This is a genomic window from Pseudomonas sp. B20(2017), assembly GCF_002113125.1.
Taxonomy (GTDB): domain Bacteria; phylum Pseudomonadota; class Gammaproteobacteria; order Pseudomonadales; family Pseudomonadaceae; genus Aquipseudomonas.
In genome coordinates this window covers 267,536-280,801 of the sequence record NZ_NEJP01000004.1, presented here as the reverse complement: position 1 = coordinate 280,801, position 13,266 = coordinate 267,536, and the positions used below count along the sequence as shown (strand labels likewise).

The 13,266-nt window shown below is 62.1% G+C and carries 9 protein-coding genes; 2 read left to right on the top strand and 7 right to left on the bottom strand.

Going from position 1 to position 13,266, the window contains the following annotated elements:
* Nucleotides 1-2 precede the first annotated feature (2 nt).
* Nucleotides 3-572 carry a lipocalin family protein gene (locus CAF63_RS08260; RefSeq protein ID WP_085684026.1) on the bottom strand — a complete coding sequence of 190 codons (570 nt, stop codon included), beginning with the start codon at nt 570-572 and terminating at the stop codon, nt 3-5.
* A gap of 30 nt (nt 573-602) precedes the next feature.
* On the bottom strand, nt 603-857 hold the full coding sequence (locus tag CAF63_RS08255) for a hypothetical protein (RefSeq protein ID WP_007952486.1): 255 nt from the start codon (nt 855-857) through the stop codon (nt 603-605).
* 282 nt (nt 858-1,139) lie between these two features.
* On the opposite strand from CAF63_RS08255, the gene CAF63_RS08250 reads away from it, so the two are divergent.
* Nucleotides 1,140-3,032: a methyl-accepting chemotaxis protein gene (locus tag CAF63_RS08250; RefSeq protein ID WP_218191760.1), complete on the top strand. Its 1,893-nt coding sequence runs from the start codon at nt 1,140-1,142 to the stop codon at nt 3,030-3,032.
* A gap of 149 nt (nt 3,033-3,181) precedes the next feature.
* Here CAF63_RS08250 and CAF63_RS08245 read toward each other — a convergent pair whose 3' ends face one another.
* From CAF63_RS08245 to CAF63_RS08225, 5 genes are all read right to left on the bottom strand, one after another.
* Nucleotides 3,182-3,784 carry a DUF924 family protein gene (locus CAF63_RS08245; RefSeq protein ID WP_085684030.1) on the bottom strand — a complete coding sequence of 201 codons (603 nt, stop codon included), beginning with the start codon at nt 3,782-3,784 and terminating at the stop codon, nt 3,182-3,184.
* A 3-nt stretch (nt 3,785-3,787) separates the two neighbouring features.
* A complete protein-coding gene (locus CAF63_RS08240) occupies nt 3,788-4,798 on the bottom strand; it encodes a class 1 fructose-bisphosphatase (protein ID WP_065261556.1) in 1,011 nt (336 codons plus the stop codon).
* A 195-nt stretch (nt 4,799-4,993) separates the two neighbouring features.
* Nucleotides 4,994-6,358 carry a DUF3999 domain-containing protein gene (locus CAF63_RS08235; protein WP_085684032.1) on the bottom strand — a complete coding sequence of 455 codons (1,365 nt, stop codon included), beginning with the start codon at nt 6,356-6,358 and terminating at the stop codon, nt 4,994-4,996.
* Nucleotides 6,355-9,945: a DUF2339 domain-containing protein gene (locus CAF63_RS08230; protein WP_085684034.1), complete on the bottom strand. Its 3,591-nt coding sequence runs from the start codon at nt 9,943-9,945 to the stop codon at nt 6,355-6,357. Before CAF63_RS08230 ends, CAF63_RS08235 begins: the two co-directional genes overlap by 4 nt.
* A gap of 102 nt (nt 9,946-10,047) precedes the next feature.
* Complete coding sequence (locus CAF63_RS08225) at nt 10,048-12,498, bottom strand: glycogen/starch/alpha-glucan phosphorylase (protein WP_085684036.1); 2,451 nt, start codon at nt 12,496-12,498, stop codon at nt 10,048-10,050.
* A 258-nt stretch (nt 12,499-12,756) separates the two neighbouring features.
* Here CAF63_RS08225 and CAF63_RS08220 point away from each other — a divergent pair, with 258 nt between their 5' ends.
* A complete protein-coding gene (locus tag CAF63_RS08220; RefSeq protein WP_007961740.1) occupies nt 12,757-13,194 on the top strand; it encodes a YkgJ family cysteine cluster protein in 438 nt (145 codons plus the stop codon).
* Nucleotides 13,195-13,266 lie beyond the last annotated feature (72 nt).

The window sequence follows — 13,266 nt, the reverse complement described above, 5'->3', positions numbered from 1 at the left end:
AGTCAGTTGGACGTCTTGGCCATCTGCTGATCCGATGTGCGCCAGATCAAACGCGTGGTGTCGTAACCCTGCTGGCGCGCCTTGCTCAACAGTTCCTCACGCACTACACCGTTGACGGTCGGCGTGCGCGACAACAGCCACAGATAGCGGCGACTCGGGTCGCCGACGAGAGCGGTCTTGTAGTCATCGCTGACGTACAGCACCCAGTACTGACCCTTCGCCACACCCGGAATCAGGCGCGAGAACCAGGTATCGAACTCGACCCACAGCTTGTCGGTCTTGCCCGGCACCTGTGGATAAGCCGTGCCTTTGACCTCTTCCCACTTCCAGTCTGCCGTCAGACAGCGGTTGTACACCGCGATATTACCGTCGGGCTTGAGCGAGTAACGGGCTTCGGATTGCGCGCAATTGCGCTGGAAATACATCGGCAGCCGGGCCAGCTCGTACCAGGTGCCCTGGTAACGCTTGAGATTGACACTGTTGACCGTCTTCGGCGCCAGCGAATCTTCGCCGGACGTGGCGCAGCCAGCCAATACCAGGCCGGCAAAAAGGACAAGCAATAACCGCTTCATTTTTCTTCTCCGTGGGCGCGTGGCCCCGGTTTACTTCAGGCCTTGGCCGGAAAACATCAGCACTTTGTCACCGGCGTACTGCACGCTGATAAAGCTGTTCTTGTCGCCCCAGGTGCAACTGGACATGCCGAGCGCGCCCGAGCAATCGGTGGGCTTGCCGAGCAGCGTCTCGACTTCGGCCTTGGCCATGCCGGCCGAGAGCTTCGAATAGTTTTCCTGATTGACCTTGCTGCATGCGGCCAACAGCACGCAAAACGACAGAAGGGCGATAGATCGCAGCGACATGGTGTAACTCCTGGAGCGGAAGGGGGATGGCCTGGCGCCAACCAGAAGCTTAGAAGAGAAAACCCCTGTCTGGTTCCCTGACAGACCGGCTATTTGTTCGCCCGCTCGTCCGGCATTCGTCGGTAAATCAGACACTTTGTGGGGCTATTGAGCATTTCGTCGACTTTCACAAAAGCCGCCTAATCTTTGGCGCGCGGCGGTCGAAATAAGAGCAGCGCAAAGCCCCAGAGTGTGGCAAATTGCCGCCCTTTCTTGACCAGCCCCTTCGCGGTAGCTTCCTTAATGACCAGAAACATGAAATTCAGCCACAAGATCTTGTTGGCTGCCGCCCTCGTGGTGGCCGTTGCATTCGCCTGTTTCATATTGTTCAACGACTATCGCCAGCGCGAAGCCCTGCAAAGCAGCACCGAAGCGTCGATGCAGGAACTGGGCAGCCTGACCACCAGCAACATCCAGACCTGGCTGGAAAGCCGCATCCAGTTGCTGCAATCGATGGCGCAGCAGGTTGTCGCCGACGGCAACGCCCCGGCCAACCTGAAACGCATCATCGACCTGCCCGCCTATACCGGCAATTTCCAGCTCAGCTACTTCGGCGGCGCCGACGGTGTGATGTTCTCGGTCCCGGCCGGCAACCGCGCACCGGATTACGACCCGCGCGCCCGTGGCTGGTACAAGGCCGCCAACGCTGCGCAACAGACCATCGTCACCGAACCGTACATCGCCGCCTCGTCAGGCAAACTGGTCATCACGGTCGCCACCCCGGTGCAGCGCCAGGGCCAGATGATCGGTGTGGCCGGCGCCGACATTGATCTGTCCAGCGTCAGCGCGATCATCAACTCGCTGAACTTCGGCGGCCACGGCCATGCGTTCATCGTCAGCGCCGACGGCAAGATCCTGATCCACCCGGACAGCAAGCTGGTGCTCAAGACCCTGGCCGAGGCCTATCCCAACGGCGCACCGAAAGTCAGCCCGGGACTGAAAGAAGTCGAGTTCGACGGCAAGACCCAATTGATCTCCTTCACCCACGTCAACGGTGTGCCGTCGGCCGACTGGTACGTGGCGCTGGTGCTGGACAAGGACACCGCGTTCTCGATGCTCAGCGAATTTCGCACCTCGGCGCTGATCGCCATGGTCATTGCCGTGGTAATCATCATCGCCCTGCTCGGCATGCTGATCCGCGTGCTGATGCAGCCGCTGCTGACCATGGGCCGCGCCATGCACGACATCGCCGAAGGCGAAGGTGACCTGACCAAACGCCTGACCATTCACGGCCACGATGAATTCGGCGCGCTGGGCACCTCTTTCAACCGTTTCGTCGAGCGCATCCACACCTCGATCCGCGAAGTGTCCTCGGCCACCGGGCAGGTCAACGAAGTCGCGCTGCGCGTGGTCGCCGCCTCGAACTCGTCGATGTTCAACTCCGACCAGCAGGCCTCGCGCACCAACAGCGTGGCCGCCGCGATCAACCAGCTCGGCGCCGCCGCCCAGGAAATTGCCCAGAACGCCGCCCTCGCCTCGCAACACTCCAGCGATGCGCGCAGCTTGGCCGAAGACGGCCAGCAGGTTGTGGATAAAACCATCCACGCGATGCAGCAGCTGTCGGCGAAGATCAGCGACTCCTGCGGCAACATCGAAACCCTGAACAGCAACACCGTGAACATCGGGCAGATTCTGGAAGTGATCACCAGCATCTCCCAGCAGACCAACCTGCTGGCGCTCAACGCGGCCATTGAAGCGGCCCGTGCCGGTGAAGCCGGTCGTGGTTTCGCCGTGGTGGCCGATGAAGTCCGCAACCTGGCGCATCGCACCCAGGATTCGGCGCAGCAAGTGCAGAAGATGATCGAAGAGCTGCAAGTCGGTGCGCGTCAGGCGGTCGGCATCATGACCGAGAGCCAGCGTGAGAGCGAAAGCAGCGTCGGCATCGCCAACCAGGCCGGCGAACGTCTGGGCAGCGTGACCCAGCGCATCGGCGAAATCGACGGCATGAACCAGTCGGTGGCGACCGCGACCGAAGAGCAGACGGCGGTGGTCGAGTCGATCAACGTTGATATCAACGAGATCAACACGCTGAACCAGGAAGGTGTGGAGAACTTGCAGGCGACGTTGCGGGCTTGTGCGGATCTGGAGCAGCAGGCTGCGCGGTTGAAGCACTTGGTTGGCAGCTTCCGGATCTGAGGCGCTCTTACTGGCCTCTTCGCGGGCAAGTCGAGGCGTCGCACCGCCGCTCCCACAGGGAATCTCGTCGAATACAAATTTTGTGACCGACTCAGATCAAATGTGGGAGCGGGCTTGCCCGCGAAGGCGTCAGTGATTGCAACGCAGGTCTAGAAGCTTGAACCTGGCTGTGAAAGAAACTCCAACTCCTCAACCGTAGACTCCCGCCCCAACACCGCATTGCGATGCGGAAACCGTCCAAACCGGGCAATCACCTTTTGATGCCGCTCGGCATAATCCAGGTTGTCGGCAAACACCCCGCGCTCCGCCTCCGGCTGTTCAGCCACCAGTTCGATGAATCGCGAGACCGCTTCATTCTGCACCGCGAGGTTTTCGCAGTGTTCGAAGACGAGATAGATGAAAAGTCGCTGGATCGGTTTCAACTGCCGATCGAAGTCTGCGGCAATCCCCTGAGCCACCAGTTTCTGTGCCCGTAGATCACCGGAAAAAGCCTTGGGTGTGTCGCGAAAGATCATTCGCGGGAGTTGGTCGAGCAGCAGCACCAGCGCCAGCCAACCTTCGGGATGTTGCGCCCACTCGGTCAATTCGCCAGCGAGGGCCTGATCGACAAAGACCCCGAAACGCTCACGCGCTTCGAGGTCCTGGCTGTCTTTCTTGCCGAACCACAACTTGCCCTGTTGCGCCGTCACTTCAGTAGCTGATTCGGCATGACCGAACCACCAATCGAGCAACGGCTGCCAGGGCGCGGTCATGGTTTATTCCTTGTGGTAAGCCGTGGCGCGGGCGACTTCTTCTTTCGAGCCGAGGAACACCGCTACGCGCTGGTGCAGGCCTTCAGGCTGGATGTCGAGAATGCGCTGGTGGCCGTCGGTGGAAGCGCCACCCGCCTGTTCCACGAGGAACGACATCGGGTTGGCTTCGTACATCAGGCGCAGCTTGCCCGGCTTGGACGGCTCGCGGCTGTCGCGCGGATACATGAACAGACCGCCACGGGTCAGGATGCGGTGCACGTCGGCAACCATCGCCGCGACCCAACGCATGTTGTAGTTCTTTTTCAGCGGGCCTTCTTCACCAGCCAGCAGTTCCGAAACGTAGCGCTGTACCGGAGCTTCCCAGTGACGCTGGTTGGACATGTTGATGGCGAATTCCTGGGTGCTTTCAGGAATGGTGATGTCTTCGTGGGTCAGGACGAAGCTGCCCATTTCGCGGTCCAGGGTGAAACCCTTCACGCCGTTGCCCAGGGTCAGGATCAGCATGGTCTGCGGGCCGTAGATCGCGTAACCGGCGGCGACTTGCTGAGTACCTGGCTGCAGGAAGGCCTTTTCATTCAGGGCTTCATTCTGGCTCAGGTATTCGTTCGGGCAACGCAGCACGGAGAAAATGGTGCCGACCGGGGCGTTGATGTCGATGTTCGACGAACCGTCCAGCGGGTCGAATACCAGCAGGTAGGCGCCTTTCGGGTATTTGCCCGGGATCTGGTAGGCGTTGTCCATTTCTTCGGACGCCATGCCGGCCAGGTGACCGCCCCACTCGTTGGCTTCGAGCAGGATTTCGTTCGACAGCACGTCGAGTTTCTTCTGCACTTCGCCTTGCACGTTTTCCGTGCCCATACTGCCCAGAACACCGCCCAGGGCGCCTTTGGACACGGCGTGGCTGATCTCTTTACAGGCACGCGCCACCACTTCGATCAGGAAGCGCAGATCGGCAGGAGTGTTGTTGCTGCGGGTCTGCTCAATCAAATAGCGACTCAGGGTAACGCGGGACATGGACGGCTCCGGTGGAATGGGGGGCTAAAAACCCGCGCAGTTTACAGGGAGTCTGAAACCGTAGCGAGCAATGACGCCCGGTAACGTGCGTCGGGTGCAATTCCTGCTATCAGACGTGATCGAACCGAGAGAGTTCAGGCACCGGATTCAGCGTAGTTGGAAACCCGACGGGTGTAGAGGCCACACCCGTCATATTCACGACTTGGCCGGCGGCTTGCGCAGCAGACTGAACGCCATTGTCGCCAGAAACAGCACGCTGAGCAGCAACACCGCCCACAGGCCGAACTTCTTCCAGTTGATATCGGTGGTCGCTGCCGCAGTGGCCGTCGATGTCTGGGTCGCCAGCGCTTCACCTTGCACCGTGGCCTTGCCCAGCGTGGCCAGTTTCTCCGGTTTGAAATCGGGGATCAGCGTGGTCAGCGGCAGGTTCGCCGTCTTCACGGTCGGATTGCCCAGCGCCAGGCTGTACGGCCCATCGCCACGGGCAAGGAAGATGACCTGAGTGGCGCGCACCGCATATTTCACGCTCGGCGCCTGCTCGCCGAGACCTCCGCCGCGCTCATCGACCGTGAGCTTCAACTGCTGCACGGTCTGCCCGTAAAGCTGCAATTCGTTCTGCACCACGTCCTGGCCATTCTGGGTCAGGCGATAGAGCAAGCCGCTGCTCAACGGCTGCCAAGGCAGACTGCTTTCGCGACGCCCCGACAGGGTCACCGGTGCCAGGCTGTTGGCCTGTTTCAGTTCGACCTGCACCCGCTCGATGTTCAGCCCCATCGGCAACTGCCAGGTGTATTCCCCGACCTTGCCGCTGCTGCCGGCTAGCGCCGGCGACCAGACCAGTGGCAACGGCAGGTTGCGCGGGTCGCTGCTTTTCAATTGCACCGACGTCAGGACCGGCGCCGAGGCCGGCGAATCCCACAGCAGACGCAGATACCGCGCCGATTGCCCCGGCAACGCGACTTCATGCTGCTCGATGCGCTCATCGGAAAAGGTCAGACGCGCGACCTGGCCTTCGCCCCAGGCCTGCCAGTGTTGCAAGTCGTCGCTGGCCTCGATGCTGAAACGCTGGAAACCGTCGCGCTCGCTGGTCCAGTCGAGGATCAGTTGCTGCAACGGTGCCTTGATCGCACTGGCGTCGAGCAGCCAGCCGCGCAGCACTTCTTCGCCGGCTTCGAGCTGACTGGACGGCTGCACTTCCACCAGCGTACCGGTGGTGGTGGATTGCACGCGGACGCTCGGCGCGCGTTCGGTGGAATCCGCCGAGTTGTACAGCGGGAACCACTTCACCTCATGTAACTGGCCGTCGTCGCGGGTCTGCGCTGACTCCCGGGCCAGCGCATAGGCCTGCGGCTCTCCGGCGGCGTTGAACACCCGCAAATCGCTGAGATCGGTCTGGCGCGCCTGCAACTGCACGCTCAGCGGCAGTTCGAGGCGATACCACGGGCCGGAACCGCTGACCGACAACGGCACCTGCGCGGCGAAGTCCGCCGGTTTTTCCTGGGCGCCGGCCATCATGACCACGCCCAGCAACAGCCACCCGAGATTAAGCTTGCGACTCAAGACGACACTCCTTCGGTTTCCGGGGCCGGTTTGTCCGCCGCCGGTACAGCTTCGACGCGTTTGGGCGGCAGCGGCGCAAAGTAACCCACCACCAGCAGCAACACGCCGACGCCGATGAACGAGACAATCCGGGCCAGTCCGCCACGGTTGCTCAATTCGACAAAAATCAGTTTGGCCACCACCAGCGCAATCAGCGCCGCGCCGATCAGCCACACTTCGCGGCGATGGCGCAGGTGACCGCCGATCATCAGCCCGAGCGCCATCAGCGTCCAGACGATGGACAGACCGGCCTGCACCAGCATCGATTCGAGCAATAGATCCAGCTCGAACGGAATCCCCGCCCAATGGTGCGCGGCGCGGGTGACCAGCGCGGTGCAGAACGCGAACAGCGAAACGCCGGCAATCAGTTGCGTCGCGTAAGCCGCGTAATCCTGGCGGATCGACAGCTCGGCAACGGCGCTGCGCGACCAGACGAAGACACCGAACAGCGCAAACAGCAGACCCAATTCCAGCGGGTTGAGCAGCGGTACATAAGGCAGCGGTTCGGCGTTGCCATCGCTGATGCCATTCGCCAGCCAGAACCAGACCAGCATCAGCACCGCCAGCGGCGCCGCCGCGTACAGACGATATTCGCGAGGGAACGCTGCTACCGGCCATGGCCACTGACGCGGTGCGGCCATCAACAACAGATACACGCTCGGCAGAATCGCCCAGCCCAGCCAGCGCCAGGCGTTGTACTGCTCGGACAACAGCAGCAGGCCGTAGCGCAGCTCCAGCGCCAGCACGCCGATCAGCAGCCAGCAACCGAGCACATGCGCCGTGCTCAAGGCCCGCGCCGGCAACATCGGTGCCAGATGCCGCAGGCTGATGAAATGCACAACGAACACCGCCGCCCACGCCAGCCAGCCGAAATCCGCCGCCGGGTGATAACGCAAGTGCCACGCGCCGAGCAACACCAGTCCGGCTGCCGGAATCAGCACGGTGCAGAGCAACCCGAGCGACGGCCATTTCAGACGCAAGGCCAACAGCGTCCACAACACGACGCTCAGCGCGGCGACCAGCAGCAACAACATCGCCTGCAGACTCAGCGGCGCAAAACGCAGCACTTCGCTGACCCATGCCAGCGCCCACCAACCGGCGCCCCACACCAGCAATACTTCGGACAGTCGCTGCAAACTCAGCACATCGAACGCCGAAGCATGATTACCCAGTTGCAGGCGCCACGCCCCGATCATCGCTGCCAGGCCCAACACCAGTGGCGTCCAGAATCCGCCATGGGCCAGCGGTCGCAGCCCTTCGCTGGACAATGGCCCGAGCAGCTCGGGGCCGGCCAGCAAAAACGCTGCGCCGCCGATCAGTTGCAACAGCAGACCGAAGACAAAACTCACGCGCTGCTTGAGGTACAGACTGAGCCAGATGATCAGCAAGCCACTGGCCGCCCACACCGCGCTCGCGGTCTGCCATGGCAGCACGAACAACACCGCCAGATTGATCAGCACCAGACCCGCCAGCAGCACCACCGACAAACCGCGCAGCAGACGAACATCGCTGCGCACCATCTCGTCGCGCGCCGCCAGCAGCATGCCGGCGATCAGCGCCAGACCGATCAACGAGGCGCTGAGCAGACCGCTCCAGCCAGCGCTGAACACGGCCGCCGAATCCTCGCCCGCCCCTTGCAGGCGCAACAGGAACAATGCTCCGCCGAGCAGTTGCACGGCAAACGCGGTGAACAGGAAGGTGCGCGATTGCAGGCGCAAGCCGACGAACAACGTCACCAGCCCGGCCAACGCCCAACTGATCGCCGTGCCCTGAGTGAAGAAGAACAGCGGTGCCAGCAAATAAAGGAAAGTCAGCCCAAGACACGCCAGCACCGGCAGCCCCTGACGCTCCCACGGCGAGGTTTGCTCCGGCAACGCCTTGCGCAATTGATAAAAGCTGAACAACAACGCCGCGCCGAGCATCAATGCACCCAGCGGCGCACCGTCGAGCAGACTGCTTTCGCCAATGCGCAACTGACTGAGAAACGCCAGCGCCGACCCGAGTTGCAGCAGCAACGCAAAGGCCCGGGCCAATGGCCGCTGCTGACGCAAGCCCAGCCAGAAAATCCCCGCACCCTCCACTGCCCAGGCGGCGGAAGTCCAACGCGCATCCAGCCCCAGCGGAATCGCCAGGCTGGCGAAAATCACCCCGAGTGCCAGGCAAGTCTCACCCAGCAACAACGCCCGGCCGCCCATCAGCACTTTGGCGAGGGCCATGTAGATCATGCCCAGCGCCAACGCACTGAACGCAGCGGCGAATTCCAGATGCTGGACCAGTGCGAATTGCAGGCCGAAACCCACCAACGGCGGACCGAACAGCATCGTCCCGTCGACGTAGTCGCCCTTGCGCGCCGACCAGTGCAGCAGCGCCTCGCGGTCACCGTCCGCCGGGGCGTCCGGCATGTCCAGCAACTTGCGCCGTGCGAACAGCAGGCCGATAGCGAGGTACATCAGGAAGAACAGAATCAGGAACGGCTCGGTGCTCCACAGCAGTTCCGGCGTATACGAACGCAAGCCCCAAGCGAAGCCGATGCCGAAGGTCCCAACGAAGCCGATCAGGTTGAGCAGGCGCCACGCCTTGAACCAGGCGATGGCCAGAATGCCGGCGTTGAGCAGCGCGAAATAGCTGAACAGCGCGACATGATTACCAGCGCCGGTGGAAGTCAGGATCGGCGCAGCGAAACCGCCCAACGCGGCGACGCAGGCCAGGGCCAGTGAATCCTGCGTGATGGCCAGAATCGCCGAAAACACCGTCACCGCCACCAGCAAACCCAGCGCGGCGGACGGATCAAGCAGCGGGTGCAGACGCATCGCCGCAAACACCGTCAGGTACAACACTGCGATCCCGGTGCCTTGCAGCATCAAGGCGTAACTCGTGTTGCGATGGCGCAACCACCAACCCAGCGCCAGCAATCCCAGTGCCGCTGCCGCGACCCCGGCGTAACGCATTTCGATCGGCACCACCATGCCTTCGGTGGCGTAGCGCAGCAGGAAGGCCAGGCCGAAGAACAGCAGCACCACGCCGACCCGCAGCACGGTGTTGCCACCGAACAGCCAGTTGCGCGCAGCGCTGATGCCGCGCTCGATAAGGTTCGGGCCACGAGGTTTGGCAGGCGGTGGTGATTCGCGGGTAACGGGCTCCGGGCGCCAGGCATCGACCGGCAGCGGTTGATCAGCTTCGCTGGCGGCGACGGCGACAGGTTCGAGTTCGGGTGGCAGCTCCCAGATCAGCTCGGGTTCTGCGGCAGAGGGTTGTTCAAATACCGTGACAGGCTCAACGACCGTTTCGCTGGCCGGTGCGACACTCGCCGGTGCCGGCGAATGTGCCGGAGCGCCCTCCAGCAGAAACAGACGCTGCTCGACGCCCTGCAACGCGATCTTCGCGTGATCCAGCTGACGCTGTTGCTCGGCAGCCTGTGAACCGAGCCGCGCGATACGCATCGCCTGGCCGATGGCAAGCCCGAGCAAGGCGCCCAACAGCGCATCGCTGAACGACTCGTCGAGCAGCCAGCCGAGCAGCAGCCCGATCAACATGAACATCCATTGCATGGTCGATATCCCTGAGCAGCCCCGTGGCGGGGCGGAACCAACGCTCAGTATATCGGCCCGGCCCAACAATCGTGGGGCCGGGCGCACATTTGTCGCTAAAAGTTACTCGAGTGCCTTCCAGATATCCGTGGCGTACTCGCGGATTGTCCGGTCGGAGGAGAACCAGCCCATGCGCGAAGTATTCAGCACCGCCGAACGCCACCAGTTATTGGCGTCGTGCCAGAGCGCATCGACGCGCATCTGCGCCTCCCAGTAGGAGTCGAAATCGGCGCAGACGAAGAACCGGTCATAATCCACCAGCGAATCGATCAGCCCGGTGTAGCGCGACGTGTCGTCCGGCGAGAACACCCCGCTGCGAATCGCCTGCAACACATCGTTGAGGCGATGGGACGCGGCAATGTCCGGCACCGCGCTGAACTCGTGGTTCTGCTTGCGCGCTTCGACCTGCTGGGCACTGAGGCCAAAGATAAACATGTGCTCCGCGCCGATGCTCTCGCACATTTCCACGTTGGCACCGTCGAGGGTGCCGATGGTCAGCGCGCCGTTCAGGCCGAACTTCATGTTGCTGGTGCCCGAGGCTTCGAAACCGGCGGTGGAGATCTGCTCCGACAGGTCCGCCGCCGGAATGATGCTTTCCGCCAGGCTGACGTTGTAGTTGGGCAGGAACACCACTTTGAGCAGGCCACGCACGGTCGGGTCGTTGTTCACCACCCGGGCGATGTCGTTGGTCAGTTTGATGATCAGCTTGGCCTGGTGATAACTCGCCGCTGCCTTGCCGGCAAAGATTTTCACCCGTGGCACCCAGTCGATTTCCGGCTCGGCGCGGATCGCCTGGTACAGCGCGACCGTGTGCATCAGGTTGAGCAACTGACGTTTGTATTCGTGGATCCGTTTGACCTGCACGTCGAACATGGCCGCCGGGTTGACCGCGATCCCCAGCCGTTCATGGATCAGGTACGCAAGGGCCTTTTTGCTGTGCAGCCGCTGCTCGGCAAAAGCTTTACGGAAGGCTGGTTTTTCGGCGAATGGCTCCAGATCGAGCAGACGCTGCTCCGGATTATCCAGAACATCCGCGCCGAGGGAATCAACCAGCATCGACGTCAGTTCCGGGTTGGCCTGATAAAGCCAGCGGCGGAAGGTGATGCCGTTGGTTTTATTGTTGATCCGCTCCGGATACAGCTTGTGCAGCTCGGCGAACACGGTTTTGCGCATCAACTGCGTGTGCAGCCCGGACACCCCGTTGACGCTGTGGGAACCGAGGAACGCGAGGTTGCCCATGCGCACCCGGCGGCCGTTGTCTTCCTCGATCAGCGAGACCGCGCGCAGCACGTCGAAATCGTGGAGGCCCTTGGCCCGCAGCGAATCGATATGCTGGGCGTTGATCAGATAGATGATCTGCATGTGCCGCGGCAGCATGCGCTCCATCAGGCCCACCGGCCAGGTTTCCAGCGCTTCGGGGAGCAGCGTGTGGTTGGTGTACGACAGCGTGTCGACAGTGACTTGCCACGCCGCGTCCCAGGCCACGTCGTAGACGTCGACCAGTTGGCGCATCAGCTCGGCGACAGCGATCGAGGGGTGCGTGTCGTTGAGCTGGATTGCCGCGTGATCGCCGAGGGTCAGCACCGAGGTGTGCATGTTGCGATGACGGCGCAGCAAATCCTGAAGCGACGCGGCGACGAAGAAGTATTCCTGACGCAGGCGCAGTTCCTGCCCGGCCTCGGTGCTGTCCGCCGGGTAAAGCACGCGGGAGATACTTTCGGCCCGGGCTACTTCGGCGACGGCGCCCAGGTGGTCGCCGGCGTTGAAGCGCTCCAGATGCAAGTCTTCCATGGCCCTCGCCCGCCACAGGCGCAAGGTGTTGACGCTCGCCCCGCGCCAGCCGACCACCGGGGTGTCGTAGGCAATCGCCCGGACGGTTTCCGCCGGGTGCCAGACTTGCCGGGACTTGCCGCTGGCATCGGTGACAGTCTCGACGCTGCCGCCAAAGCCGATCGGATAGACCACCTCTGGCCGCTCGAACTCCCAGGGGTTGCCGAAATCCAGCCAATGCTCGGTTTGCTCCTGTTGCCAGCCATCGACGATGGCCTGGCGAAACAGCCCGTGCTCATAACGAATGCCGTAGCCGTGTCCGGCGATGCCGAGGGTCGACATGCTTTCCATGAAGCACGCCGCCAGCCGTCCGAGGCCACCGTTGCCCAATGCCGCATCCGGCTCCAGGATGCGGATGCGCTCCAGATCGACGCCCAGTTCGGTCAGCGCTTCTCGGGCAACGTCCAGCAGACCGAGGTTGCTCAGGCTGTCGTACAGCAGGCGGCCGATGAGGAATTCCAGTGAGAGGTAATACACCCGCTTCTGACCTTTGCGATAGATCTGCCGGGTGTGGTCCATCCAGTGCTCGACCATGTGATCGCGCGCCGCCAGGGCAATGGCTTCGAACCAGTCATGGTCGAAGGCGTGATCCGGGTCTTTGCCCACCGCGTAGGTGAGTTTGGTCAGGACGGCGTCGCGGAATGCGGCCACCTCTGCTTCGCGAACTAGTGGTTCTTGAGTCATCGATAGGACCTCGAGCGAGCGGGGAATTGTCAGAGCCTAGACGGTCTGACCGACGGTAGGGGCTCTGGTTCGGCAGTTTTTCCTGAGAGTGAGACTTCGTCCGGCAATACCTTGGCGAATGCCGTAATGAATGCAGGGGCCGTGCCGAATTGTCGGACGATGCTGGCGCATGAAGAAAAAATCTGGCGAAAGGTTGTTCAAAAATCCACCAGTCCCGGTATGATCGCGCGCCCTGATGCACACGCCTGGTAAACACCGATGATGAAGCCCAACCTGATCGCCGCAGCCGAGATCGACCGTCTCGATACCTGGGCCAAATATTCGGCCCCGATGTGCGGCTCGTGCGTTTCCAGCTGCTGCACGCTGCCGGTCGAGGTCAAGATCAAGGATCTGGTGCGCATCGGTGTGGTCGACGAGTTCGAACTGGGCGACCCGCCGAAGAACATCGCCAAGCGTCTGCAAAAGGAAGGCCTGGTCGAGCGCTTCAATCAGAAGTCGGGGATCTTCACCCTGCAGCGTATGAGCAACAACGATTGCTACTACCTGGATCGTAAGAGCCGCCTGTGCACCATTTATGACAAGCGCCCGGACACCTGCCGCAACCACCCGAAAATCGGTCCGCGCCCGGGTTATTGCGCGTACAAGCCGAAGGAAGTGGAGCGGGTGCAGAACTCCCGTTCGATCGAGAAATTCTGATCTGCCCTGAGATGTTCGGCGGCTGATCGGCCGCCTTCGCTGGCAAGCCAGCTCCCACAGTTTTTTTGCTGT